This is a genomic window from Streptomyces sp. HUAS YS2 (genome assembly GCF_033343995.1).
Classification (GTDB): Bacteria; Actinomycetota; Actinomycetes; order Streptomycetales; family Streptomycetaceae; genus Streptomyces; species Streptomyces solicathayae.
Window position 1 is genome coordinate 4,411,033 of the sequence record NZ_CP137573.1, and the last position, 24,862, is coordinate 4,435,894.

At 71.4% G+C, this 24,862-nt stretch carries 29 protein-coding genes and 1 riboswitch; of the genes, 15 read left to right on the forward strand and 14 right to left on the reverse strand.

Features of this window, described 5'->3' with window-relative positions:
- Nucleotides 1-14 precede the first annotated feature (14 nt).
- A riboswitch (SAM riboswitch) is annotated at nt 15-165 on the forward strand.
- The 5 genes from thrC to R2D22_RS20410 all read left to right on the forward strand — a co-directional run bounded on the left by thrC (nt 159) and on the right by R2D22_RS20410 (nt 5,050).
- Entirely contained in the window at nt 159-1,469 is a 1,311-nt protein-coding gene (thrC, locus tag R2D22_RS20390; RefSeq protein ID WP_318105588.1) for a threonine synthase, read from the forward strand. Its footprint overlaps the riboswitch before it by 7 nt.
- Before the next feature lie 12 nt (nt 1,470-1,481).
- Nucleotides 1,482-1,760, forward strand: coding sequence for a MoaD/ThiS family protein (locus R2D22_RS20395; RefSeq protein WP_318105590.1), 279 nt, complete (start codon nt 1,482-1,484; stop codon nt 1,758-1,760).
- A 396-nt stretch (nt 1,761-2,156) separates the two neighbouring features.
- The gene (locus tag R2D22_RS20400; protein ID WP_005315736.1) at nt 2,157-2,360 is read left to right on the forward strand and encodes a cold-shock protein; all 204 of its coding nucleotides are present in this window, start codon (nt 2,157-2,159) and stop codon (nt 2,358-2,360) included.
- A 321-nt stretch (nt 2,361-2,681) separates the two neighbouring features.
- Nucleotides 2,682-4,304 carry a chaperonin GroEL gene (gene groL / locus R2D22_RS20405; protein WP_318105621.1) on the forward strand — a complete coding sequence of 541 codons (1,623 nt, stop codon included), beginning with the start codon at nt 2,682-2,684 and terminating at the stop codon, nt 4,302-4,304.
- Nucleotides 4,305-4,456: 152 nt separating this feature from the next.
- Complete coding sequence (locus tag R2D22_RS20410) at nt 4,457-5,050, forward strand: GNAT family N-acetyltransferase (protein ID WP_318105623.1); 594 nt, start codon at nt 4,457-4,459, stop codon at nt 5,048-5,050.
- A 15-nt stretch (nt 5,051-5,065) separates the two neighbouring features.
- Here the strand turns inward: R2D22_RS20410 and R2D22_RS20415 are convergent, their stop codons facing one another.
- Nucleotides 5,066-7,060 (reverse strand): protein kinase domain-containing protein, encoded by a 1,995-nt coding sequence (locus R2D22_RS20415; RefSeq protein ID WP_318105624.1) that lies wholly within the window; start codon nt 7,058-7,060, stop codon nt 5,066-5,068.
- 220 nt (nt 7,061-7,280) lie between these two features.
- Here R2D22_RS20415 and R2D22_RS20420 point away from each other — a divergent pair, with 220 nt between their 5' ends.
- Complete coding sequence (locus R2D22_RS20420; protein ID WP_318105626.1) at nt 7,281-8,477, forward strand: serine hydrolase domain-containing protein; 1,197 nt, start codon at nt 7,281-7,283, stop codon at nt 8,475-8,477.
- 72 nt (nt 8,478-8,549) lie between these two features.
- The gene (locus R2D22_RS20425) at nt 8,550-10,070 is read left to right on the forward strand and encodes an alpha/beta hydrolase (protein WP_318105628.1); all 1,521 of its coding nucleotides are present in this window, start codon (nt 8,550-8,552) and stop codon (nt 10,068-10,070) included.
- A 50-nt stretch (nt 10,071-10,120) separates the two neighbouring features.
- Here the strand turns inward: R2D22_RS20425 and R2D22_RS20430 are convergent, their stop codons facing one another.
- Nucleotides 10,121-10,867: a DUF2182 domain-containing protein gene (locus R2D22_RS20430; RefSeq protein WP_318105630.1), complete on the reverse strand. Its 747-nt coding sequence runs from the start codon at nt 10,865-10,867 to the stop codon at nt 10,121-10,123.
- Between the two features lie 184 nt (nt 10,868-11,051).
- Between R2D22_RS20430 and R2D22_RS20435 the strand changes: the two genes are divergently transcribed.
- Together R2D22_RS20435 and R2D22_RS20440 are read left to right on the forward strand one after the other, a co-directional pair.
- Entirely contained in the window at nt 11,052-11,711 is a 660-nt protein-coding gene (locus R2D22_RS20435) for a DUF1326 domain-containing protein (protein WP_318105633.1), read from the forward strand.
- Nucleotides 11,712-11,743: 32 nt separating this feature from the next.
- Nucleotides 11,744-12,448: an alpha/beta fold hydrolase gene (locus tag R2D22_RS20440; RefSeq protein ID WP_318105635.1), complete on the forward strand. Its 705-nt coding sequence runs from the start codon at nt 11,744-11,746 to the stop codon at nt 12,446-12,448.
- On the opposite strand, the gene R2D22_RS20445 is transcribed toward R2D22_RS20440, so the two are convergent.
- The gene (locus R2D22_RS20445) at nt 12,445-12,879 is read right to left on the reverse strand and encodes a DUF4267 domain-containing protein (protein WP_318105638.1); all 435 of its coding nucleotides are present in this window, start codon (nt 12,877-12,879) and stop codon (nt 12,445-12,447) included. The two genes, R2D22_RS20440 and R2D22_RS20445, sit on opposite strands and share 4 nt — an antisense overlap.
- A 90-nt stretch (nt 12,880-12,969) precedes the next feature.
- Here R2D22_RS20445 and R2D22_RS20450 point away from each other — a divergent pair, with 90 nt between their 5' ends.
- From R2D22_RS20450 to R2D22_RS20460, 3 genes are all read left to right on the forward strand, one after another.
- Nucleotides 12,970-13,548, forward strand: coding sequence for a TetR/AcrR family transcriptional regulator (locus tag R2D22_RS20450; protein WP_318105640.1), 579 nt, complete (start codon nt 12,970-12,972; stop codon nt 13,546-13,548).
- A 218-nt stretch (nt 13,549-13,766) separates the two neighbouring features.
- Nucleotides 13,767-14,450 (forward strand): hypothetical protein, encoded by a 684-nt coding sequence (locus R2D22_RS20455; protein ID WP_318105642.1) that lies wholly within the window; start codon nt 13,767-13,769, stop codon nt 14,448-14,450.
- 231 nt (nt 14,451-14,681) lie between these two features.
- Entirely contained in the window at nt 14,682-15,014 is a 333-nt protein-coding gene (locus R2D22_RS20460; RefSeq protein ID WP_318105647.1) for a hypothetical protein, read from the forward strand.
- 49 nt (nt 15,015-15,063) lie between these two features.
- Here R2D22_RS20460 and R2D22_RS20465 read toward each other — a convergent pair whose 3' ends face one another.
- Entirely contained in the window at nt 15,064-15,882 is an 819-nt protein-coding gene (locus R2D22_RS20465; RefSeq protein WP_318105650.1) for a hypothetical protein, read from the reverse strand.
- A gap of 240 nt (nt 15,883-16,122) precedes the next feature.
- Nucleotides 16,123-16,587 carry a hypothetical protein gene (locus R2D22_RS20470; protein WP_318105652.1) on the reverse strand — a complete coding sequence of 155 codons (465 nt, stop codon included), beginning with the start codon at nt 16,585-16,587 and terminating at the stop codon, nt 16,123-16,125.
- A 94-nt stretch (nt 16,588-16,681) separates the two neighbouring features.
- On the opposite strand from R2D22_RS20470, the gene R2D22_RS20475 reads away from it, so the two are divergent.
- Entirely contained in the window at nt 16,682-17,170 is a 489-nt protein-coding gene (locus R2D22_RS20475; protein ID WP_318105655.1) for an SgcJ/EcaC family oxidoreductase, read from the forward strand.
- Between the two features lie 35 nt (nt 17,171-17,205).
- On the opposite strand, the gene R2D22_RS20480 is transcribed toward R2D22_RS20475, so the two are convergent.
- Entirely contained in the window at nt 17,206-17,412 is a 207-nt protein-coding gene (locus R2D22_RS20480; protein WP_318105658.1) for a DUF397 domain-containing protein, read from the reverse strand.
- On the reverse strand, nt 17,393-18,268 hold the full coding sequence (locus tag R2D22_RS20485; RefSeq protein WP_318105661.1) for a helix-turn-helix domain-containing protein: 876 nt from the start codon (nt 18,266-18,268) through the stop codon (nt 17,393-17,395). Before R2D22_RS20485 ends, R2D22_RS20480 begins: the two co-directional genes overlap by 20 nt.
- Nucleotides 18,269-18,375: 107 nt before the next feature.
- On the opposite strand from R2D22_RS20485, the gene R2D22_RS20490 reads away from it, so the two are divergent.
- Both R2D22_RS20490 and R2D22_RS20495 read left to right on the forward strand, forming a co-directional pair.
- Nucleotides 18,376-18,585, forward strand: coding sequence for a hypothetical protein (locus R2D22_RS20490; protein ID WP_318105663.1), 210 nt, complete (start codon nt 18,376-18,378; stop codon nt 18,583-18,585).
- Entirely contained in the window at nt 18,582-18,806 is a 225-nt protein-coding gene (locus R2D22_RS20495) for a hypothetical protein (protein WP_318105665.1), read from the forward strand. The genes R2D22_RS20490 and R2D22_RS20495 overlap by 4 nt, the downstream gene beginning before the upstream one ends.
- Here R2D22_RS20495 and R2D22_RS20500 read toward each other — a convergent pair.
- The 7 genes from R2D22_RS20500 to R2D22_RS20530 all read right to left on the reverse strand — a co-directional run bounded on the left by R2D22_RS20500 (nt 18,781) and on the right by R2D22_RS20530 (nt 24,853).
- Nucleotides 18,781-19,116: a deoxyxylulose-5-phosphate synthase gene (locus R2D22_RS20500; RefSeq protein ID WP_318105667.1), complete on the reverse strand. Its 336-nt coding sequence runs from the start codon at nt 19,114-19,116 to the stop codon at nt 18,781-18,783. The two genes, R2D22_RS20495 and R2D22_RS20500, sit on opposite strands and share 26 nt — an antisense overlap.
- 4 nt (nt 19,117-19,120) lie before the next feature.
- Nucleotides 19,121-20,140 (reverse strand): alpha/beta hydrolase, encoded by a 1,020-nt coding sequence (locus tag R2D22_RS20505; RefSeq protein ID WP_318105670.1) that lies wholly within the window; start codon nt 20,138-20,140, stop codon nt 19,121-19,123.
- A 109-nt stretch (nt 20,141-20,249) separates the two neighbouring features.
- On the reverse strand, nt 20,250-20,813 hold the full coding sequence (locus tag R2D22_RS20510; RefSeq protein ID WP_318105671.1) for a dihydrofolate reductase family protein: 564 nt from the start codon (nt 20,811-20,813) through the stop codon (nt 20,250-20,252).
- A 21-nt stretch (nt 20,814-20,834) separates the two neighbouring features.
- Nucleotides 20,835-21,107, reverse strand: coding sequence for a type II toxin-antitoxin system RelE/ParE family toxin (locus R2D22_RS20515; RefSeq protein ID WP_318105673.1), 273 nt, complete (start codon nt 21,105-21,107; stop codon nt 20,835-20,837).
- Between the two features lie 86 nt (nt 21,108-21,193).
- Nucleotides 21,194-22,678, reverse strand: coding sequence for a PTS transporter subunit EIIC (locus R2D22_RS20520; protein WP_318105675.1), 1,485 nt, complete (start codon nt 22,676-22,678; stop codon nt 21,194-21,196).
- Nucleotides 22,679-22,717: 39 nt separating this feature from the next.
- Entirely contained in the window at nt 22,718-23,647 is a 930-nt protein-coding gene (gene murQ / locus R2D22_RS20525; RefSeq protein ID WP_318105677.1) for an N-acetylmuramic acid 6-phosphate etherase, read from the reverse strand.
- Nucleotides 23,648-23,827: 180 nt separating this feature from the next.
- Entirely contained in the window at nt 23,828-24,853 is a 1,026-nt protein-coding gene (locus tag R2D22_RS20530) for a MurR/RpiR family transcriptional regulator (protein ID WP_411977053.1), read from the reverse strand.
- Nucleotides 24,854-24,862: the final 9 nt, after the last annotated feature.

The following is a 24,862-nucleotide window of genomic DNA, read 5'->3' on the forward strand; positions in this document are numbered from 1 at the left end:
CCACAACCGAATACCGCTCATCCAGAGGGGCAGAGGGAAACGGCCCGTTGAAGCCCCGGCAACCCTCCAGCCGGTCTCGTCCGCGAATCCGCGGCCGCGAGGCTCCCGGCTAGGGAAGGTGCCAAATCCGTCTCATGGCGAAATGCGCCGTGAGGAAGATGAGGAGAAAGGGCCTCGCCTCCATGGCTGTACAGACTGTTGACACCGCAACCACCGTCGACCTCGGTCCCGCTTCCGGCCTTTCCTGTCGTGAGTGCGGTGAGAAGTTCCCGCTCGGTCCGATCTTCGCCTGCGAACTCTGTTTCGGGCCGCTCGAAGTCGCGTACGACCTTCCCGAGGGCGACCCCGAGGCGCTGCGCAAGCGGATCGAGGCCGGCCCCGCCAACATCTGGCGTTACGCCCCGCTGCTGCCCGTCCCGGCCGACGTCGCCGACAAGCCGAACCTGAACCCGGGCTGGACCAAGCTCGTCCAGGCCGACAACCTCGCCCGCGAACTCGGCGTCGAGCCGGGCAAGCTGTTCGTCAAGGACGACTCCGGCAACCCGACGCACTCCTTCAAGGACCGCGTCGTCGCGCAGGCCCTGGAGGCCGCCCGCGCCTTCGGCTTCACCACCCTGTCCTGCTCCTCCACCGGCAACCTGGCCGGCGCCGTCGGCGCCGCCGCCGCACGCGCCGGCTTCCGCTCCTGCGTGTTCATCCCGCACGACCTGGAGCAGGGCAAGGTCGTCATGGCCGCGGTGTACGGCGGCGAACTCGTCGGCATCGAGGGCAACTACGACGACGTCAACCGCTTCTGCTCGGAGCTCATCGGCGACCCGCTGGGCGAGGGCTGGGGCTTCGTCAACGTCAACCTGCGGCCGTACTACGGCGAGGGCTCCAAGACCCTCGCGTACGAGATCTGCGAGCAGCTCGGCTGGCAGCTGCCCGACCAGATCGTGATCCCGATCGCCTCCGGCTCGCAGCTCACGAAGATCGACAAGGGTCTGCAGGAGCTCATCAAGCTGGGCCTCGTCGAGGACAAGCCGTACAAGATCTTCGGCGCCCAGGCCGAGGGCTGCTCCCCGGTGTCGGCCGCCTTCAAGGCCGGTCACGACGTGGTCCGTCCGCAGAAGCCGAACACCATCGCCAAGTCGCTCGCCATCGGCAACCCGGCCGACGGCCCGTACGTCCTGGACATCGCCCGCCGGACGGGCGGCGCGGTGGAGGACGTGAACGACGAGCAGGTCGTGGACGCCATCAAGCTGCTGGCCCGGACCGAGGGCATCTTCGCGGAGACCGCGGGCGGCGTGACCGTCGGCGTGACGAAGAAGCTCATCGAGGACGGCGTCCTCGACCCGACGCTGACCACCGTGGTCCTCAACACCGGTGACGGCCTCAAGACCCTGGACGCGGTGGCCGAGACCTCTCAGGCGACCGCCACCATCCGCCCGAGCCTGGACGCGTTCCGCGACGCCGGCCTGGCCAACTGAAACGGAGCAAGCATGAGCGTCAACGTCCGCATCCCCACCATCCTCCGCACCTACACGGGCGGGCAGTCCGAGGTCCAGGCCGAGGGTGCGACCCTCGCCGAGGTCATCGCGGACCTGGAGAAGAACCACACCGGCATCGCCGCCCGCGTCCTCGACGACCAGGGCAAGCTGCGCCGCTTCGTCAACGTGTACGTCAACGACGACGACGTGCGCTTCGAGCAGGGTCTGGAGACGGCCACCCCGGCCGGCGCGGGCGTCTCGATCATCCCGGCCGTCGCCGGCGGCTGCTGAGCCGCCCTGCGCGTTACCCGCGGTATCCGAATTGCCCCCTTCGCTGATAAGCGGAGGGGGCAATTCTGCATGGTTGAACGCGGTAGAGTTGGGGAAGTCCCCTCCGCTGCTCGTGCCACGCGCATATGAAAATGCGCCCGCACCGACAAGAAGCAGCCAAAGTGCCCGCACGTTGTGTACTTTTTGCGACCTTTGCCGGGCCCGACTTGCCCCGGAATTCAAGGAAATCTCCTTAATTCTCCTTTCTTGCGTGCTCAGAATTCTCGCTCGATTGCCCTGTTGCAGAGGGCAGTTGGGCAGATACATTCAGCCGCGGTCGACGCGTTCCGGCGCAGGGTCTGACCCGGGTCCGCGAAGTGCGGTCCCGCGCAAGGGCCAGTAATAGGGGAGTTAGGCATGGCTCAGGGCACCGTCAAGTGGTTCAACGCGGAGAAGGGCTACGGCTTCATCGCGGTCGACGGTGGTGCGGATGTTTTCGTCCACTACAGCGCGATCCAGATGGACGGCTACCGCACCCTTGAAGAGGGTCAGCGGGTCGAGTTCGAGATCTCGCAGGGCCAGAAGGGTCCGCAGGCGGACATGGTCAAGCTCGCCGTCTGACCGCGGCGCGATCGGCCACCGACGCACTTCCGTCGAGGGGCCCGCATCCTGACTTGGATGCGGGCCCCTCGCGCGTGTCCGGAAGCCCTGCGACCCCGTGACGGAAGGCTGCCCGATCCATGGGAGTCGCTTGCACTCGCCTAGGTCGAGTGCTAATCATTGGCGTTAGCACTCTCCCAGTGAGAGTGCTTACGAGGATCGGGCAGACGAGGTCCGCAGGCCGGGCGGGGCAAGGAACCGCACGGCACGCAGACCGTCCGTCGCGGGCGTCGGCGCGGTCCTGGAGCGTTATCCACCCCATGTCCGGGAGGACCACTTCACATGGCCAAGATCATCGCGTTCGACGAGGAGGCCCGGCGCGGTCTCGAGCGCGGCATGAACCAGCTCGCTGACGCCGTCAAGGTCACCCTCGGCCCGAAGGGTCGCAACGTCGTCCTCGAGAAGAAGTGGGGCGCCCCCACGATCACCAACGATGGTGTCTCCATCGCCAAGGAGATCGAGCTCGAGGACCCGTACGAGAAGATCGGCGCCGAGCTGGTCAAGGAAGTCGCCAAGAAGACGGACGACGTCGCCGGTGACGGTACGACCACCGCGACCGTTCTGGCCCAGGCCCTGGTCCGCGAGGGCCTGCGCAACGTGGCCGCCGGCGCCAACCCGATGGCGCTGAAGCGCGGCATCGAGAAGGCCGTCGAGGCCGTCTCCGGCGCCCTGCTCGAGCAGGCGAAGGATGTCGAGACCAAGGAGCAGATCGCTTCCACGGCCTCCATCTCCGCCGCCGACACCCAGATCGGCGAGCTCATCGCCGAGGCCATGGACAAGGTCGGCAAGGAAGGCGTCATCACCGTCGAGGAGTCGCAGACCTTCGGTCTGGAGCTCGAGCTCACCGAGGGCATGCGCTTCGACAAGGGCTACATCTCGGCGTACTTCGCCACCGACATGGAGCGTATGGAGGCGTCGCTCGACGACCCGTACATCCTCATCGTCAACTCCAAGGTCAGCAACGTGAAGGACCTCCTTCCGCTGCTGGAGAAGGTCATGCAGTCCGGCAAGCCGCTGCTGATCATCGCCGAGGACGTCGAGGGCGAGGCCCTGTCCACGCTCGTCGTGAACAAGATCCGCGGCACCTTCAAGTCCGTCGCCGTCAAGGCCCCGGGCTTCGGCGACCGCCGCAAGGCCATGCTGAACGACATCGCGATCCTCACGGGCGGCACGGTCATCTCCGAGGAGGTCGGTCTCAAGCTCGAGAACGCCGGCCTGGACCTGCTGGGCCGCGCCCGCAAGGTCGTCATCACCAAGGACGAGACCACCATCGTCGACGGCGCCGGTGACAGCGAGCAGGTCGCGGGCCGCGTGAACCAGATCCGCGCCGAGATCGAGAACTCCGACTCGGACTACGACCGCGAGAAGCTCCAGGAGCGCCTCGCGAAGCTGGCCGGCGGCGTGGCCGTCATCAAGGCCGGTGCCGCGACCGAGGTCGAGCTCAAGGAGCGCAAGCACCGCATCGAGGACGCCGTTCGCAACGCGAAGGCGGCCGTCGAGGAGGGCATCGTCGCCGGTGGTGGCGTGGCCCTGCTGCAGGCCTCCTCGGTCTTCGAGAAGCTGGACCTCGAGGGTGACGAGGCGACCGGCGCCAACGCCGTGAAGCTGGCCCTGGAGGCCCCGCTGAAGCAGATCGCCGTCAACGGTGGTCTCGAGGGCGGCGTCGTCGTGGAGAAGGTGCGCAACCTGGCCGTCGGCCACGGTCTGAACGCCGCCACGGGCGAGTACGTCGACATGATCGCCTCCGGCATCATCGACCCGGCGAAGGTCACCCGCTCCGCGCTGCAGAACGCGGCCTCCATCGCCGCGCTGTTCCTCACCACCGAGGCCGTCATCGCCGACAAGCCGGAGAAGGCCTCCGCGGCCGCTCCGGGCGGCATGCCCGGCGGTGACATGGACTTCTGAGCCTCGGCTCGGTAGTTCCCGCTCGTACGCGAAGGGCGGCACCCCGCGAGGGGTGCCGCCCTTCCGTCGTGTCCGGCGCCGCCGTGCCGCCCCCGGGGGTTTGCGGGATGCTGGTGGGGGAGCACCGGCAGGGCGGAACGGGAAGGGTGTCCGTGGACGACGAGTCGAGCGCCGAAGAGCTGGTGGTGCCGCGGCTTGCAGCGGCTTCTCCGGCCGGTGAGGAGTTCGTCCTGCGGCGCTGGGAGATGACCGACCTCCCCCTCGTGCAGGAGGCGTCGACGGACCCGTACATCCCGCTGACCACCTCCGTCCCGCCGATGTACAGCCGGGCGGAGGGCGAGGCGTTCGTCCGACGCCAGTGGACCCGGGCCGAGACCGGGACCGGCTACCCCTTCGTCGTCGAGCGCCGCTCCGACGCCCGCCCCCTCGGCGGCATCGGCCTGTGGCTGCGCGACCTCCCGGACGGCCGCGCGACCATCGGGTACTGGATCTCCCCGCGCTGCCGGGGCGCCGGCGCGGCGGGCACGGCGCTGAACGCGGTCGCGGCCTGGGCGCTGGGGGAGTTGCGGATACCGCGCCTCCAACTGTTCATCGAGCCGTGGAACACGGCCTCCTGCCGGACCGCGGAGCGCGCCGGGTTCACCCGGGAGGGACTGCTGCGGTCCTGGCAGGAGATCGGCGGGCAGCGGCGGGACATGGTGCTGTACGGACGGGTCGAACCGGCGCCCCTGGTCGCCTCGGTCTGAGGTCGGTCCGGCGGGTCAGGAGTCGCGCCAGCGCTGCATGGTGTCGCCGGGATTGCAGACGTTGGTGCCCCGGCTGTAGAGGGCCATGGACAGGCAGCGCTTCTCGGCCATGTTCTCCAGGAGGCGGCCGCCGGAGGTCGTCGTGTAGACCCGCCAGAGCTGCGCCTCGGAGCCGTTGCAGGTCTCGATCGCCATGCCGGCGTAGCTCTTCGATTCCAGGCACTTGCCGGTCTTGGCGCTGACCAGGCGGAACCTGTTGCCGGACACGGTCTTGTAGGTCCACTTGTAGTTCATCGTGGTGCCGTTCTGGCCCGGGGAGCCGCACACCTCGGACGTGATCGTCGAGCTGCCGCTGAAGTTGTTGACGTTCTCCGCCATGCAGCGTCCGTCGGAGGCGTTCTTCAGCCAGTGGGTGCCCGAGGGCGCGGGCTGGGACGGCGGCTTCGTCGTCGGGGCGGGGGCTCCGCCGCCCGAGCCGCCGGAGGACGAGGACGACCCGCCCGAGCCGCTCGATCCGCCGGAGGACGACGACCCGCCGGACGAGGACGCCGACCCGCCGCCGCCCGGGGTGCCGGGGGCGGGGCCGCCCGGTGCCGGGCCGCCGGAGGGCTGCGCCGGGCCGCCGGTCGGGGACGCGCTGCCGGCCGTCGACGGGGCGGGCGAGCCGACGCCCCCGGCCGAGGCCGGGGGCGTGACGCCGGCGGAGACCGACGCGGTGGGCTTCACGTCGTCGGGGCCCGAGCCGAGGCCGGAGATCTCGTACGGCGCGAGCGCCAGCGTCAGCGTCGTACCGGCGCCCAGGACGACGGGGACGGCGAGGAGCACGATGCGCGGCCGCTTGCGGGCGGGCGCCGGGGCCGTGGCCGGGGTGGCGGGAGGCACGACCGCGGGCCCCGGGCCGGGTACGGAGGGCTCCGTGGGTTCCTTGACGGGTTCCTTCGCCGCCGCCGGGCCGGGTACCGCCGGCTCCTCGGCCGGGAGCCGCGGCGGGACCGCGGCGAACGCGACGCGCCGGGCGATCCGCTCGGCGACGGCCGGCGGCCAGGGCGAGACGGCGGCGGGCTCCTTCGTCCCGAGCCGCATCGTCGGCGGGGCCTCCGCGTCGGCCGCCTCCACCGCTTCCGCCGCCTGTGCCAGGTGCGCGTCCGCGAGGGCGACGAGCTCCGCGGCCGTCGGCCGGTCCTCCGGGTCCTTCGCGAGACAGGACGTCACGACGGCGGCGAGCTGCGGCTCGGTCTCCGGCAGCGCGCCGAGGTCGGGCTCGGAATGGACGATGCGGTAGAGCAGGTCGAGCCCGGAGCCGTCGCCGAACGGCGGCCGGTTGTTCGCCGCGTACAGCACCAGGCTGGCCAGCGCGAACACGTCGGCCGCGCCCGTGAGGTTCCGCTCGGCGACGGCCTGCTCGGGCGCCATGTAGGCGGGCGTGCCGACGACCATGCCGGTCTTGGTGAGCCGGCTCTGGTCGGCGGCCCGGGCCACGCCGAAGTCGATCAGGACCACGCCGTCGGTCGTCAGCATGACGTTGGACGGCTTGAGGTCGCGGTGCACCATCTCCGCCGCGTGCACCGCGCGCAGCCCCGCCGCCGCCTCGCGCAGCAGATGCCACAGGCTCCGGCCGGGCAGCGGCGCCTCGTGCAGCCGTACCGCCTCGCTCAGGGTGATGCCGGGGATGTACTCGGTCGCGAACCACGGTGGCCGGGCCGTGCGGTCGCTCGCGAGGAGACGGGCGCTGACGTCGGCGGGCAGCCGGGACAGGTTGTCGAGCTCGTGCCCGAAGTGGCGCAGGAAGTCGGGGTCCTCGGCCAGCGCGGGCAGCACCTGCTTGACCGCCGCGTACTGCCCCGGCCGCTCCGGCTCGCCCTGGGTGCAGCCGAGATAGACCCGCCCCATGCCCCCGGCGCCGAGTACGCCGAGCAGCCGCAACGAGCCGATCCGGCGCGGGTCGTCCGGCTGGAGAGGGGTTGCGCCACTACCCGTCAAATTAGAACCATTTTCCAGTCCCCCGGTCATGCGGACAGGCTATCGCGTTTACCTGACGGGGAGTTGGGGCGGGTTGTGTCCTCGGCTGGGGGCGGGGTCGGGGCGTCAGGGGCGCGTGTCGGGGTTTCCCCGAGGCCGGGATCGGGGTGATCACCGATGTCCAACGGGCCTGCGGAACGGGAGAGTTGTCACGTCGCACCGGCCGAGGCCGCAAGACACCCACCGCTCACCCATGTACTGGAGTTTCCCCATGCGCACCGGACGTCCCTCCGCCCTTCGCCGCCTCGTCGTCACCGGCATCGCCACCGCGGCCCTCACGGTCGGCGCGGCCGTCCCCGCCGCGATGGCCGCGCCCGGCGCCGAGCCCACCACGGTCTCCGCCGCCCCCTCCGGCGCCGCCTTCGACCCCGAGCCGCTGCGCCGGCTGATCGACCCCCTGCCCGGCCACGAGGCGGGGGCGCTGCTGAGGGTCGACGGACCCGGTCGCGGCCCGCTGTGGACGGGAACGGCGGGGCCGGTCTCCGCCGACGACCACGTGCGCATCGGCAGCGTGACGAAGGTCTTCACGCACACCGTCGCGCTCCAGCTGGCCGCCGAGCGCCGCCTCGACCTCGACGCGCCCGTACGGCAGTACCTGCCCGAGCTGATCCCCGCCGCGTACGGCGCCGTCACGGTTCGCCAACTCCTCGACCACACCAGCGGTTTCCCGGCACCCGCCCCGGTGCCCGGCCCCGGCGACGGCCCCGGCTGGTGGCTGCGCGGCGTGGCCCCGGCGGACGGCGTCCGCGAGGCGTTCGCACGCGCCGAGCGGGACGAGATGTGGCAGGCGCACCGCCCCGCGGCCGGTGCGGTGCAGCAGTACAACGGCGTCAACACGACGGTCGTCGGCCTGCTGATCGAGGAGGTCACCGGCAACAGCTTCCGGGACGAGCTCGACCGTCGGATCCTGCGCCCGCTCCAGCTGCGCGACACCAGCCTGCCGGCCGCCGACGACACCTCGCTGCCCGCGCCGCACACGCGCGTACGCGTCGGCGGGGACGACGTCACCGAGCAGAGCCCGTACCCCTGGGCGGAGGGCGGCATGATCTCCACCGCCGCCGACCTCGACCGCTTCCTCACGGCGCTCTTCCGAGGCCGCCTCCTCCCGCCCGCCCAGCAGAAGCTGGTGTTCGCGGTCCCGGACGTCCCCAGCGCGCCGGGCAACAAGCACTGCCTCGACGGGACGGCCTGCTTCAGCCCGGCCGGCCTGATGCGCGTCCGGCTCGACAACGGCGTCACCGTCTGGGGCAAGACGGGCTCCCGCCCCGGCTGGGACACCGGCTTCTTCGCCACCCGCGACCTGGACCGTCGCTTCGTCTACTCCCTCAACCCCACCTACACGGCGGACTCCCGCACCTACCTGACCTACCTCCTCCAGCTGACCGGCGCGGCCTTCGCCCGCTCCTAGGGGGATAGCCCCACCCCCGGTCGGGCTGCCTGCCGGATGGGACGATGACGCCGCGTCAACAAAGCTGTGCTCATGACCACTTACCGGCGCAACGCCCTCCTCCTCGCCCTCTCCGCCGCCACCGTCGCGGCGGCCCTGCCCGCCGCGACCGCCTCCGCCGCGGGGACCGCCTCCGCCCCGGGCAGCGGCCTCGCCTGGCGGAACTGCGCCGTCGCCGGCGGGCCCGCCGGCCAGGAGTGCGCCGACCTCTCCGTCCCGCTGGACTACCGCGAGCCGGCCGGCCGCCAGGTGACCATCGCCGTCTCCCGGATCAAGAGCACCCGGCCCGAGGCGCGGCGCGGCACGCTCATGGTGATCCCCGGCGGCCCCGGCAGCTCCGGCGTGCAGCGGCTCACCCAGAAGGGCGCCCGGCTCGCACAGGAGACGGGCGGGGCGTACGACCTCGTCGCCTTCGACCCGCGCGGCGTCGGCGGCAGCACCCGCGCGAACTGCGGTCTCGACGCGGCCGACCGGTACATGGTGACGCTGCGGTCCTGGCCGGGCGCGGACGGCTCGATCGAGGACAACGTCGCACGCTCCAAGCGCATCGCCGAGGCCTGCCGCCGCAACGGCGGCCCGGTCCTCGACAGCCTGACCACCCACAACCAGGCCCGCGACCTGGACCGGCTGCGGGAGGCCCTCGGCGAGGAGAGGATCTCCGCCTGGGGCACCTCGTACGGCACGTACGTCGCCGCCGTGTACGCGCAGAAGTTCCCGCAGCGCACGGACCGCTGGGTCCTCGACAGCAGCGCCGACCCGAACCCGAAGCGCGTCGCGCAGGGCTGGATGCGCGACATGGCGCGCGGCGCGGACGACCGTTTCCCCGACTTCGCCGCCTGGGCCGCGCACCCCGACCGCGCCGGCGACGGACTGCGGCTGGCCGACCGGCCCGAGGACGTCCGCCCGCTCTTCATCGCCCTCGCCGCCCGCCTCGACACCACGCCCGTCCCGAGCACCACGCCGGGCGTCGAGGTCAACGGGAACGTGCTCCGGCAGGCCCTGCAGAACTCCCTCTACAGCGACTCCGCCTTCCCCGGCCTCGCCCGCCTGATCAAGGCCGCCCAGGACCCGGCCGCCGCCGACGACCCCGCCCGCCGGCCCGCGCTGCCGCCGCAGCTGACCCAGCCGATGAGCGACGAGGACGCGGCGATCACCGTCGGCGTCATCTGCAACGACGTCCGCTGGACCGGCTCTGTCCCGGCCTACCGGCGCGCCGTCGCCGCCGACCGCGCCGTGCACCCGCTCACCGCCGGGCTGCCCGCGAACATCACGCCCTGCTCCTTCTGGAAGGCCCCGGCCGAGAAGCCCACCCGGCTGACCGACGAAGGCCCCTCCAACATCCTCATGGTCCAGAGCCTGCGCGACCCGTCCACCCCGTACACCAGCGGCCTGAAGATGCGCGCGGCCCTCGGTGACAAGGCCCGCCTCGTCACCGTCGACCAGGGCGGTCACGGCCTCTACCTGGGCAACGGCAACGCCTGCACCGACACCACGGTGACCCGCTTCCTGCTCACCGGCGAGCGCCCGGAGCAGGACACGACCTGCGCGAACTGACGCGGGCGGTGAGGCAGTGCGGTGACGCCGGGCCCCTGTGGGGCGCGGCGTCACCGCACGCCCAGCATCTCCATGTCCTGCATCGGCTCCGCCGGCGGCTCCAGGCCCGGGAGCAGCCAGGGCTGGAACGGGGCCAGGACCGCGAGGACCAGGAACGTGACGCCGACGACGGACGCAAGCACCGGGCCGTAGCGCCACAGCTTCTCCACGAAGATCACCACCGAGAGCGCGGCCATGGCCAGGACGTTCATCACGCCGAGCGGAATCAGGACGATCATCAGCCCCCAGCAGCAGCCGACGCAGAACGCCCCGTGGTGCAGCCCGACCCGCAGGTCGCGGGCGCGCGGCCGGAACCCCGCGTACCGCACCAGCTGCCCCATGGGGCTGCGGCAGTGCCGCAGGCAGATGTCCTTGAGCGGGCCGAGCTGCTGCAGCCCCGCGAGCAGGAAGGCCGCCGCGCCGATCCAGCGCCCCGCGTCGGGATGGTCGTCGACGAGGGGGCCGGTGGCGGCGAGGATGCCGTACACGGCCAGCCCGAAGGCCGTCCAGACCAGCAGGTAGCCCGCGGTGAACTGGCTGAGCCGGCCGACCCGGGCCGCGCCGGTCGACTGACGGCGGATGGTCCGCGCCCAGGTGATCGCCACCGGGGCCACGGACGGGAACATCATGGCGATCATCATGATCAGCCACATCAGCAGGAACAGGGGGATGCCCATCCCCATGGTTCCCGGCTCGATCCCCATGCCGCGGGCCTGGTCGGCGACGAGGACCCAGGCCACCGCGGCGAGCACGGTCATCAGGACCCAGCCGAGCGCGAGCTCCCGTCCCGACAGCAGGTTCGGGGGCCTCAGGGGTGGTGAGAGTGTCCTCCGGTCGAGGCGACGCACCCTTCCAGCACAGCACAGTGTCGCCGCCCGCGCGCTCGCGACCACCGGAGCGGGGGAGGAGAATTGAGGTGGTGATCCGTGAGGAGGCGGCGAGATGACCGAGACCGCAGCCACCACCCCCACCATCCCGAAGTGGCACGTGGCCGGGGACTGGTTCGACACCTGCCGGTGCAACGTGCCGTGCCCGTGCACCTTCGCCCAGCCTCCGACGTTCGGCGAGTGCGACGGCGTCCTCGCCTGGCACGTCAACGAGGGCCGGTACGGGGACGTGACCCTGGACGGCCTCAACGTCATGATGCTCGGACAATTCACCGGCAACGTGTGGGCCGAGCACTCCGACGCCTACGCCGCCGTCTTCCTCGACGAGCGCGCGGACGACTCCCAGCGCGAAGCGCTCATGATGATCTTCAGCGGGCAGGCGGGCAGCTGGCCCCACGAGATGGTGACCATGTTCGGGGCCGAGATGCGGGGCATGGGCGTCGCGCCGATCACGTTCGAGGTCGCGGACGACCTCTCCGGCTGGCGCGTGTCCATCCCCGGCAAGGTCACGGCGAGCGCCGAGGCCCTGACCGGCCCCACGACCCCCGAGGGCGCCCGCGTCCAGTCGATGAACATGCCGGGCAGCGAGACCGGCCCCGGACAGGTCGTGACCTGGGGCCGGGCGACGGCCGACAGCGTCGACGCGTTCGGCTTCGAGTGGAGCCGCGAGGGCCAGTCCAGCAAGCACATCCCGTTCGACTGGTCGGGACCGTGAGGAGTGTCAGCGGCACCCGCTAGCGTGCCGGCATGACTGACTTCGTACTGGTGGCAGGCGCGTGGCTCGGGGCTTGGGCGTGGGACGAGGTGGTCCCGGAACTGCGGGCGGCGGGACACGGGGCGCACGCGCTGACGCTGTCCGGGCTCGCGGAGAAGCGGGACGTGGCGGCCGGACAGCGGACGCATGTGGACGACATCGTGGCGGAGGTCGACCGGCTCGGTTCGGGCGAGCGGGACGTCGTCCTCGTCGGCCACAGCTACTCGGGCATCCCGGTCGGTCAGGCCGCCGAGCGGATCGGGGACCGGCTGAAGCGGGTGGTGTTCGTCGACTCCGGAGTGCCCGCACACGGGGAGTCGATGGCCTCCGCCTGGTGGCAGGGTCAGGCGGTCTTCGAGGCGATGCTCGCCGATAACGACGGGTACTGGATCCCGCTCACCGCGCCCGAGTTCGCGGGTCAGGACCTCACCGACGAGCAGATCGCCCGCATCATCGACCGGGCCACCCCGCACCCCGGCGCGACGGTCACCGAACCGGCCGTCCTGGAGCGCTCGTTGACCGAACTCCCGGCCACGTACATCAAGTGCCTGCTCGACGGCGACGAGCCGAACCCGGACGTCGCGGAGCTGCTCAAGAGCGACCGCTGGCGCCTGGTCGAGATGAACACCGGCCATTGGCCGATGTTCTCCACCCCGCGCGACCTGGCCCGGATCCTCCTCACGGAGGCTGCCCGCTAGGCGGGCTGCGGGGCGAGCGTTGCCGGAGCGGTCGCGGCCCTGCGGGTCTCGCGCATGAGAAGGAGGCCGTTGACCACCATCAGCGTCGCGGTCAGGCCGTGGACGCCGAGCGCGGTGGAGACGGATCCGTGGTGAGCCAGCACGTTGGCCATGTCGCCGTACGCGGCGAAGGCCCCCACGAGCAGTGCCCAGCCCAGCGCCCGGCGTTGCCCCGTCACCAGCAGGGCGCCCAGGGTCAGGGCCATGACGACGTCGCGGGTTCCCTTGACGACCAGGAAGCCGCCGCCGTCGCCGGACGGCCAGGTCGGCAGGCCGAAGGTCGGCGCCACCGTCTCCGGCCTCAGGATGAACTCCGACCCGAACCAGAGGATGAAGAGGACGAAGGTGGCGGCCAGAACGGTGTTGATCTTCTTCAGTGGCGTAGAGCGCATGACGATCCCTCCGGGAGCTAGCGTTGCTAGGTGACGATGCAACGCTAGCTCTGCTAACGCTCGATTGTCTAGCGGTGCTAGGATCGACTCATGTCGGTAAAAGAACGCAAGGAGCGCGAACGGGCGGAGCGCGAGCGCCTCATCGTGACGACGGCCCGTGAACTCGCCGAGCAGCAGGGCTGGGACGCCGTCACCACCCGCCGGCTCGCCGAGCGCATCGAATACAGCCAGCCCGTCCTCTACAGCCACTTCCGCGGCAAGCGCGAGATCATCGGCGCCGTCGCCCTGGAAGGCGCCACCGAGATGGCCGCGGCGGTGCGGGCCGCGACCGGCGCCGAGGACGACCCGCGCGCCCGCGCCGCCGCCCTGGCCCGCGCCTACCTCGACTTCGCCGTACGCAACCCGGCGGTCTACGACGCCCTGTTCCAGCTCGACGGCGGCCTCGCGTACGCGCAGGAGGACACCCCCGAGCAGCTGAAGGACGCCTTCGCCGCGCTGATGGAGAGCCTGGCCGAGGTCGCCGGCGACGGCGTCCCCCCGGGGCTGTTCACCGAGGTGTTCTGGGCGTCCCTGCACGGCCTGGCGACCCTGACCCGCGCGGGTCGCCTCCTGCCCGAGGACGCCGAGCCGAGGGTGCAGCTGCTGGTGGACCGGCTCGCCGTGGTCTGACGCACCGCACGGCGCGCCCCCTCGTTTCGCGGCTCGGGCTGAGGGAAGCGCCACGGGCAGGGGGCGTGCGCTGGGGGGCGTGCGCCGGTCCGGAGCAGGCGGTGGGGGCGGTCATGGACAAGACGGATGCCGGCACGAGAGGCGAATGGCTCACAGAGGTTCCCGTGCGTACGGGCGCCCGTCGGCGCGCATGGCGGTCGGCCGGATGGACGCGGGCCGTGGGCGCGCTGCTGATCGTGGCGGGTCTCGCCCTGGCGGTGGCCTCCGCCGCCATGTTCGGCCGCCTGCTGCCCCACCAGATCGAGCGGTACGAGGCCTACCAGGCCGCTGAGCCGTGTCCCCGCGAGGCGCCGGCGGTGGACTGCCTGCAGGAGCTCACCTTCACGGTGACAAGCGTCCGGATGGAACCGCAGAGGAGAGGCTCCTACGCGGCGACCTTGTACCTCGCGCCGTCCTTGCACACGCACGTGGACTTCGGCAACCCGGACCCCCTGCTCCAGCGGCTGAAGCCCGGAGACCGGGTCGTCGGCACCGTCTGGCGACGGCAGGTCACGGAGTTGGACCGGGGAGGCGTACGGCAGGCCACCACCGACAGACCGCGCGACGATTACCAGGGGACTGCCGGCGCGGGTACGGGGCTGGGGCTGCTGGCCGCCCTGGGGCTCGTGTTCGGCATGGCAAGAGTCGCGCGTCCCGACAGTTACGAGTCTCTGACCGTGCGATCGTCGGGTCGGCCACTGTTCATCGTCACCATGGTCGTCGGGGTTGTCGGCGGACTTCCCGCCCTTTGGCTCGACCTCCCGTGGTGGACCGTGCCCCCCGTCTCCACGCTGATCGTGGCCTACGTCGCCTGGTACCTCTGGCGGCCCACGCGTACAGCGGGCACCGATACGGCCGCCTGACGACGAAATCGGCCCGCCCGCCTATCGGAGGCGGCGCGGCCGTCGCGCTTCTCGATGCGGTCGCGGCGGTGCGATCGACATGTTGCCGCGCGCATGTGCTGTCGAAGATCGCTCAGGGCGGCCAACGGCCGTACAGGCAGGGGTGGTTGAGGCGGAAGAAGTCTGTTGACGACCTTAACGATCACCTCTTAGCGTGACGCGCGACGCTGACCACGTTCAAAGGATTTCGACATGCGACGTATCACCAAGGTGGCCGTGCAAGGAGTGGTGGCCTCTGTGGGGCTGACCACGTGTCTGGTAGTCGGCGCGAGCCCGGCCCAGGCGGCCGTCTACGACTGCAAGGCGTCCTTCAACGGCGAGGACAACATGGCAGTCGCCCACTGCTACGGGGGATTCGGCAGGTACCGGGTGAAGTCGAAGTGCGACTCGCCCACCTACCCCTACTCGATCACCATCTACGGCCCCTGGGTCTCCCGGTCCTCCGGCCAGAGCCACCCCCCGGCCTCCCTGGTGGACGGCGACAGGTACAACTGCCACATCACGAGCGCCTCGACGTTCGTCTAGGCGGCACGGGCATCTCGTTCCCCGCCGTCCGCGCGGATGAGCTGAAGCGTCATGGGCGGTTCCTCTCGCGGGCGCGGATCGCTTCCGCGTAGGCGTGGACGCGGGGGGCGGGGACGGCCGGGGCGGGGCGTGGTGGGCGAGCCGGCTCGTCCCGGCAGGTGCCGCATTCGCCGCCTGCCAAGGTCTCCGCGTAGCTGGGCGCCCCGCACTTGGCGCATTCCAGGAGGCGGAGGGGTGGGGGCTCGCGGCGGAGTGGTTCGGGCGGGATCTTCGTGGTCAGGCGGGTACGGAGCAGCGCGGCCGGGTGGTGGACGGGCGACGGCAGCCCGGTCGTCAGGGCCCGCCGCACGTCGTCGTCGGTCGCCTCCCGGGCGAACCACTCCTCGACCAGCGGCGAGAGTCTGTGGCATTCCGCGTGGGACAGCGACAGGACGGAGTTCTCCCGGCCGAGAGCCGCAAGCAGGATGTACGCGCGGGAGCGGGTCGGCCGGGGCTTCTCCTTCGGGACGTCCCCGCGCCGGAACTGCTCCCACCAGGCGTCGTCGCGAGCCGTACGGGACCACCACGTTCGTGTGATCCACAGCCCGTCCAGACATTCTCGCCCGCGCCTCAAGTGCCCCACCCGCTGAATGCGGTTGAGGGAGGTCCGGACGGCGCACTGCCCGTACGGCAGCTTCTCGGCCAGCATCTTCACCGAGATGTCGCTGCCCTCCGGCAGCCGGTCGATGTACGCGGCGATCGCCGCCTCGCGGGGCGGGAGATGGCCCCAGTCGTCCAGCCCTGCCGGACGTTCGTACGGCGTGGAGCGCTTTCCGTAGCCAGGGTTGGCGAGAGGGTGCGCAGCACTATTAGAGTCGGCGTTAGCCATGGATCGAACCTCGTTGGGTTTCTTCGATCTGGTTGGTGAGGCCCTCGTCCGGTGTTGGCGCACCGGCGGGGGCCGTTCTATGTCTAGGCCCGCTCACCGTAAGCGCATATGACGCTCCGTGGCAAGTTGCTCGCTCAGCGTCAACTCCTGGGGTGGGTGGGTGGGTTGATCCCAGGTCCGTACCCATTCCTCAGAAACAGGGCTCGAAGCTGGGGGCTTGAGCTTCGGGCCGGCGGACGCTCAGCAGGGGCCCTCGGTGACCGACGTGTCGAGCAGCTGCTTCGCGTACACCGGGCTCACCGGATCCGCCTCCAGGGACGTCGTCCTGACGGTCATGCAGAACTTCGCCGTGGTGTCGTCCGTGCTGATCTCGTACCGCCCGTCGGAGTACTTGGAGACGTCGACGCCGAGGTCCGGACCCGCGCCCGTCTCCTCGATCGCGTCCCTGATGTGGGCGTCGATCGAGAAGTGCACGTACGGGTCGTGGACGCCCCCGTCGAGCCGTCGGTTCGCCTCCTGGACCCCGTCACGCAGCTCGCCGTCGCTCCATGTCGACCCGGCCTCCACGGCGAATATCGCGCCGAACGCGAGGAGCGGCGTGATCACGATGAGCGCGAGCCCCACCGGGCTCCGGTGGTTGTAGACGTACCGGCCGGTGCCCCACTTGCTCCGCACGAACACCGGCTCGTCGCTGCTGGGTTCCATGGTCATCATCCTGCGCCCCTTGACGGAGCCGTGTCGCCGCCTACATATTTAGTTCGGCCGAACGAAATAAATCCTGAGCGACGAGGGGAACGTCATGGACACAGAGATTCGTGAGCTGTTCGCGGAGTACTGCCGGACCTGGACGGCGGGTGACGCCGTCGGTTTCGGCCGGCTCTTCACCGAGGACGCCGACTACGTCTCGTACGACGGCAGTTGGGCGGCAGGCGCCGAGCGGCTCCAGGACAACCACGACAAGCTCTTCCGGGGCGTCATCGCCGGATCGGCAATGGTCGGCGAGATCGAGTCGCTGCGTTTCGTCACCGCCGACGTCGCGGTGCTCGTCGGGAACGGGTCGGTCCTCATGCCCTGGCGCAGCCGGCTCCCGAAGCGGCGGCTGTCGCGGCAGATCATCGTCGTCGTCCGCACGCCGGAGGGCTGGCGGATCGCCGCCATCCAGAACGGCCGGCAGCGGCCGATCACCGTCCCGGAGCCCGACTCGATGCCGGCGAAGATGTCGCAGGCCATGACGCGGCTCGCGCAGCGGCTCAACGTAGGCCGCGCGCGTCAGGTGACGCTGCCGTGAGTCAGGCCCCCGCGGGGCGGGGGCCTGTCAGGGGCTCAGCGCGTGACGTCCGCGACGAACGCGGACCAGGCGGCCGCCCGGAACACGAGCTTCGGGCCGTCGGGGTTCTTGGAGTCCCGCACGGGGACGACGCCGGGGTGGTCGGCGGACACTTCGAGGCAGTCGCCGCCGCTGCCGCCGCTGAAGCTGGACTTGAACCACACCGCGGTGCTCAGGTCGTACTCAGGGATGTCGATCTTCATGCGCGTAATCCTCCGCCAAGGTTTCGATCAGGGCCAGGGATTCTCGCGGGGACAACGCGTCGGCCCCGAGCAGATCGTAGGTCAGCTCGTGCCGCCTGACGGCGCCAGGATCGTCCTCCAGCCTGCCTGCGTTCAGGCCCTGGAGATAGGCGAGCGTCGGTGCGTCCTTGAAGGACATCAGCTTCAGTGAGCCCTCCATAGCCCCGTATGCTCCCGCTCCGAACGGCAGCACCTGCACGATCAATCGGCGCCGCCTGGCCAGTGCCGCAACGTGACTAAGCGCCCCTGCCATCACGTCTCGCCCACCGACCTCCTGGCGCAGCACCGCCTCGCCCAGCACCACCCACAACAACGGCTTTGTTGGGTCGGCCAGCAGTCGGCCGCGTTCCAGCCTCGCGGCTACGAGTTCGTCGATCTTCTCCTCTGGAGCGGTCGGCTGGTACGCGTGGAACACCTCTCGCGCGTACGCCTCCGTCTGCATCAGCCCCGGGATCAACAACGGCGCGAACTCCTTGATCGCCTCCGCCACCGCTTCCGCCTCCGCCGCCTCCGCGAAGTGGTCCGGGTATCTCGACTTGTTTGCCGCCCGGCAGTTCCGCTCGAAGAACCCGCCCGTGTCCAACAACCCGTCCAGTTGGGTCGCGATGTCCTGTGGGATGCGCCGTGTCCCCGCCTCCATCTGGCCGATGTACGAGCCGCTCACGAACAGCGACTCGCCGAGCGCCTCCTGGCTGAGGCCCTTGCGTTCGCGGGCGTGGCGGAGTTCGGCGCCGATTATCGCTCTGGGTGAGGCTGAGGGGTCAGGTTTCCTCGGGCCGCCGGTTCCGGCCATGGTGATCAACTCCAGCTCGCACATTCGCGGTTGTTGGGGTGTCACGACTGTTCCCAGTGTCCCCTGCCCGGACACTCTGGGTGCACGAAACCGATACACAGAGTGGAGGAGTCGGTAAGGTGGAAACTTCGTTGGATCGCCTGCGCGCAGCGCAGCAGGTCGTCGACCAGCTGAAATCCGAGTTGGACGCGGTCGATGTCGTCCTGCCGTCGCTCGGCGTGGATCCCCTGACGCTGGCCGGTAGCGGCCCGGAGTCCCCGTACCCGCTGGTGGATCTGGGGCGGTGCAACATCGACACCGCACTGCGGCTCGCGGCCGTGCTCAGCGAGGGGCGGCGGTGAACGCGGGGGCCGCCGCGTACGCGGTCGGCGCGTACGTCGTCGACTCGCGCGACGGGCGGATCGGCCGGGTCATGGGCCGGCAGGGTCCCTGTCTGCAGTTGTGTCCGCCGGGTGGCGGGCGCGAGTGGGACTGTCCGCCCGAGGCCCTCGCTCCCGCCGCGCCGCGTGACGTGCTCAGGGCCCGCGTGCGGGCGGTCAACCGCGACGGGCGGCTTCCCTGAGGCGGTGACGCGCCACCTGCTCCTGCCGAGCCTTGTACTGCGGAAGCCACTCCTTCGTCTCGCGCGGAGTGCGGGGTCGGTCCCCCGGGCCACCGCAGCAGCTCTTGTGGAAGCCGACGCCGGCGTCGAAGAGCGTGGCGAGGACGCGCCATGCGGTGGCGTCGCGGCGTCGCGGCGCGGCGAAGGCGGAGCCGGCGTGGATCATCGGCTCCGCGCAGCGCGGGCAGCGCCGCTCGCGCTCCGGGTCGTGCCACTGCTTGTAGGAGGCCCGGCACGGGACGCAGACGTACGAGGTCTTTCCGTGGGACATGTCCTCACCGATCCAGGATGCGTCGGAGCCAGCGCGTACGGGCCTCGGTCGCGTCCTGGCTGATCGTGGCCTTCGCCGCGATCGAGTCGTAGCCGTGGAACGCGCCCGGCCAGACGTGGAGTTCGGCGTCGAGGCCGGTGCGCCAGAGGGCGTCGGCGTAGGCGACGGCGTCGTCCCGGAAGTTCTCGGCCGAGCCGACGTCGATGTACGCCGGGGGCAGGACGGACAGGTCTCCGGCGCGGCCGGCCGCCGCGTACGGCGGGACGTCGTCCGTGCCGTACCGGTTGCCCAGGTAGGCCTGCCAGAAGGTCGCCTTCGACGTGCTGTCCACCGTGTCGACGTCGGCCATCTGGCGGGTGGAGAACCGCTCGTCGCGGTCGTCGAGCATGGGGCTCATGAGGAGCTGACCGATCGAGGCCGGGCCGCCGCGGTCGCGGGTGAGCAGGGCGAGGGCGGCGGCGAGTCCGGCGCCGGCGCTCTTGCCGCCGACGAGGATGCGGGCGGGGTCGAGGCCCAGCTCGGCCGACTGCTCGACCGCCCAGGTCAGCCCGGCGTAGCAGTCCTCCAGGGGCGCCGGGTACTGCGTCTGGGGCGCCAGGCGGTACTCGACGGAGAGGACCGCGAGGCCGAGGGGCGCCGTCCAGTCGCGGAGCACGCGCGGCAGGACGGACCAGGCGTTGCCCATCACCATTCCGCCGCCGTGCATGTAGTACAGGACGGGGAGCGGGCCGGCCGCGTCGGCGGGACGGCCGTACACGAGCGTGACGTCGGGCGCGCCGGGCGGGCCGGGAGCCTTGAGCTCGGTCACCTCGAAGCGGCCGCCGTCGCCCAGCTCTTCGGCGGTCGGGCGGGGGCGGGCGGCGATGTCCCGGGCCTGCACGTCCGCGAGGTTCTCGGGCGTGACGACGCCCCGCTCACCGCGTGCCGCGCGGACGGCCGTCAGCTCCGCGTCGAGCGGGACCGGTCCGTACGCGCTCCTCTCGCGCGCCCCACCGTGCTCCCCGCGCACTCCATCCACATCCATGCGCCGGAACAGTACTCGGCCGCGGGTGTCTCCCGCCGTCAGGAGCAGGCCCCTACGGCTTCGCCCCAGGCGCCGGGGGCTGACAGGCGGAGTGGGCCCGGCCCGGCGATCAGCGGCGCACGCGGTAGCGGAGGTGGACGACCCTCGAGTTGAAGGTGCGGGTCTCGACGAGTTCGAGGTCCACCCGGCGCTCGGCCCGGGGGAAGTACGGGATGCCGCCGCCGACCAGCACCGGATAGACCATGACCCGGTACTCGTCGATCAGGTCCGCCGCGGCCACCTCGGCGGCGAGCGTCGCGCCGCCGATCGCGATCTCGCCCTCCCCTGGTTCGGCCCGCAGCCGCGCGATCTCCTCCGCCACGCTGCCCGTGGCGAGGCGGGCGTGGCCCTGCACCTCCGTCAGGGTGCGGGAGAACACCACCTTGGGGAGCGGGTTCCAGACCTCGATCCACTCGCGATTCGCGTCGTCGAGCTCGGGGTCCTGATCGGCGGTCTCCCAGTACAGCATCGTCTCGTACAGCCGCCGTCCGAGCAGGTGGACGCCGACGTTACGGGTCTCGTCGATCCAGAAGCGGAAGACGTCGTCGTCGGGGTCGGTCCAGTCGAAGGTGCCGTCCGGCCCGACGATGTAGCCGTCGAGCGAAACGCCCATCGCATAGGTCACGCTGCGCATCGGAAGTCCTCCTCGGCTGGTTCACTTCACGGCATCATTTCGCCCAGCGCCCGCGGCCGGCTGCACCCGCTCGGGCGCGAACCAGTACGTGATCCGTGTGTCCTCACCGTCCAGTGTCGGCCGCAACTCGTGGACCCCGTTCCGCAGCGGGCGGGCGAAAGGCATGGGAGTCCGCGTTCCGAGAGAGGCCAGGAGCGCGGCGTACTCCTCTACTTTGCGGTACTGCCTGTCCGGCAGGCCGTCCAGCCATGCGCGTACCTCTGGCTCCAGCTCGATGGTGTGCAGGTCCTCCATGCCGTGGACCGCAATATGTCGTCAACGACATATTGCGGTCCACGGAGCAGGTTCGCTCCTTCAGGTGACGCAGCGCGTCTCGTGGCTCAGGCCGGGGTGGGGACGTGGCTGTCGTCCTCGTCGGAACGGGGCCGGGAGCGCCGGGCGTTCGAGGGCGTCACCGGACCCACGTTCCACTCCGTCAGCAGGGCGCGGCCGAAGCCGAAGAAGTACGTCGCCGCGAAGCCCGTCGCGTAGCCGACCAGCAGGCCGCCGGCGTAGACCGCGATCGTCTCCGCGAGGCCGCGGTTGCCCTGCAGCAGGGGGAAGAGGGCCCAGCCCGACGGGCCGATGGCCGTGGAGCCGACCTGGACGCCCAGCATGTTGAACAGGCCGACGAACCCGCCGCCGAACGCGCCGCCCACGCAGGCCGTGACGAACGGGCGGCCCAGGGGGAGCGAGACGCCGTAGATCAGGGGTTCGCCGACGCCCAGCAGGCCGGCCGGCAGGGCCGAGCGCACCGTGCGGCGGATCGAGCCGTTGCGGGAGAGCCGTACGTACACCGCCGCCGCCGCGCCGACCTGGCCCGCGCCGGCCATCGCCAGGATCGGCAGCAGCACCGTGTAGCCCTGCTGCTCGATCAGCGTCGTGTGGATCGGGATCAGTGCCTGGTGCAGGCCCAGCATCACCAGCGGCAGGAACAACCCGCCCAGGACGAAGCCCGCGAACGCGCCCGCGTGGCCCAGGAGCCACGTCGCCGCCTCGCCGATCGCCTCCGACACCTCGCCCGCCACGTACATCAGGCCGAACACCGTCACCAGGCCGGAGATCAGGACCGTCAGCGTGGGGGTGACCAGGACGTCCAACGACTCCGGGACCCACCTGCGGCACCACTTCTCCACGTACACCGCCAGCACCGCCGCGCCCAGCGCGCCGAGCACCCCGCCCTGCCCCGGCGACAGCGACTGGCCGAACGCGTCGATCTTCGCGACGCCCGGGAACACGATGATCGCCGCCACCGCGCCGCCCAGGATCGGCGTCCCGCCGAACTCCTTCGCCGTGTTGAAGCCGACGAACACCGCGATCAGCGCCATGAACCCGGACGCGATCGCGGCCAGCGCCGGGGTCACGGAGGGAAGCCAATGGAGGTTGATCAGCAGCCCGTTCAGGCCCGCGATGATGCCGCAGCCGATCAGGGCCGGGATCAGGGGGACGAAGATGTTCGCGATGCGGCGAAGGAGTTGTTTGAGGGGGGTGGCGTTCGCCGCCTTCCGCGACTCCCTGATCCTCGCGCCCGCCGCCGCCAGGTCCTCCGCCGAGTGGCCCCGCCCCTCCGCCACCAGCGCCTCGAACTCCGGGCTCACCCGCGCGACCGTGCCCGGGCCGAGCACGATCTGGTACGTGTCGTCCTCCACCACGCCCAGCACCGCCGGGAGCGCCCGGAGTGCCCCGTCCTGGACGAGCGAGCGGTCGCGCAGGCCCAGGCGGAGCCGCGTCATGCAGTGCGCCACCGATTCGATGTTCCGCGCGCCGCCGACCAGCGGGAGGATCGCGGCGGCGACGGCGCGGTTCTTGTCGTCTGCTGTGCTCATGTGCGGGCCTTGCTGTGGGGGGAGGGGGTACGGCGGCCCCTACTGTCCCGCGGTCAGCGCGCCCCGCAGGTGACCGCGGCTCCCGGCGAGTCGGCGCTCGGCGGCCGGGGCGTCGATGCCCGCGAGGATCATCAGGATCGCCGTCTTGACCTCGCCGTCCGCCGCGGCGAGCGCGCGCTCGATCTCCGCGTCCGGCGCGTCCGTCGCGAGCGCGACGATGCGGCGCGAGCGGGCCTGGAGCTTGTCGTTGGAGGCGCGGACGTCGACCATCAGGTTCCCGTACGTCTTGCCCAGCCGGATCATCGTGATCGTCGAGATCATGTTGAGCACCAGCTTCTGCGCCGTACCCGCCTTCAACCGGGTGGAGCCGGTGAGGAGTTCGGGACCGGTGACGATCTCGATGCCGTGCTCGGCGGCGGCGGCCAGCGGGCTGTCCGCGTTGCAGGACAGGCCGATGGTGAGCGCCCCGGCGGCGCGGGCGTGCTCGACCGCTCCCACGGCGTACGGGGTGCGGCCGGAGGCGGAGATGCCGACGACGGTGTCCGTCTCCGTGAGACCGAGCTTCGCCAGGTCCTCGGCGGCCAGCGCGGCGGAGTCCTCGGCGCCCTCGACCGCCTCCACCATCGCGGAGGGGCCGCCCGCGATCAGGCCGACGACCTCGGACGGGTCGGTGTTGAAGGTCGGCGGGCACTCGCTCGCGTCGAGCACGCCGAGCCGGCCGGCGGTCCCGGCGCCGGCGTAGATCAGCCGGCCGCCGCGGGCCATCCGCGCGGCGGTGGCGTCGATCGCGGCGGCGATGTCTTCGAGGCGAGCGGTGACGGCGGCGGGGACGGTGGCGTCCTCGCCGTTCATGATCTTGGCGATCTCGAGGGTGGGGAGGTGGTCGATCTCCGCCAGGTCGGGGCGGAACGCCTCGGTGGTGAGGGCGGCGAGCTGGGACTGGAGGGCGGAGTAGTCCTGGGAGGTCATCGTGGAGGGCGGCTCTCTCGGGGTGCGCGTGCGGGTGCGGGTGCGGGTGCGGGTGCGGTTCGCGGGGTGTGTCCGGGTGCGGGCCGGTGGGGGTGCACGTGGGGCGGGGCGGTCATGTTCCGTTGTGCCCACCCGTTCCTCCCTGCGGAACGATTGCCCACAACGGGGGGAACGCAGCCGTCAGCGGGATCTCGGCGCGTGGCGGTGGGCCAGGGCTTCGTACGAGGCTGCCAGGGCGGGGGCGGCTGATTCGTACGTGCGTTGGCAGACGCCGGTGAAGAGGCAGTCGACGACCAGGAGCTGGCTGGTGCGGGAGGACATCGCGGCGGGGCGCAGTTCGCTCTCTCGGGCCGTGGAGGTCGTGAGTATGTGGTCCGCGTACTGCGAGACCGGGCCGTCGGGTCTCCCCGTGATCGCGACCGTCGTCGCGCCGTGGTCGAAGGCCACCCGCAGCGGTTCGATGACGTCGCCGGTCGAGCCGGAGTGCGTGATGGCGATGGCGACGTCGCCCGAGCGGAGCTGGACGGCGTTGGTGACCGCGAGGTGCGGGTCGCTGTGCGCGTGCGCGAGCAGGCCGATGCGCAGCAGCTTCTGGACGAGGTCCTGGGCGACAAGACCGGACGCGCCGACGCCGTACACGTCGATGCGACGGGCCCCGGCGAGCGCCGCCACGGCCGCGCCGAGCTGCACGGTGTCCAGGTTCGCGGCGGTGTCGGCGAGGGTCTGCTGCTCGTCGTACGCGAGCTTGGCGACGACATCGGCGATCGGGTCGTCGACCGCGATGTCGGCGGTGACGGACGGCGCCCGGCCGGACTGCTGCTGGGCGGCGAGCCCGGCGAGGGCGAGCCGAAGGTCGCGGTAGCCGGGGTAGCCGAGCAGGCGCGCGGTGCGGACGACGGTCGCCTCGCTGGTGCCGGTGAGCTCGGCGAGGCCGGTGACGGTGAGGGCGGCGCAGCCGGCGGGGTCGCCCGCGACCGCCTCGGCGACCCGCTGCATGGAGCGGGTCATGGACGGTGCGAGGGTGCGGACCTTGGCCGCGAGGGCGGCGGGCGCGGGCGGCGCGTCACCGGCGGGTCCGGCGGTCCGGGCCGCGGTGGGGCCACCCGCGCCCCCGGGGCCGCCCGGACCGGCCTGACCGGCCTGGCCAGGCGGTGACATGGACCCGACTGGAGTACTGCTGAAAATTTCCTTCACGTCATTGGTCACATTTGAAAG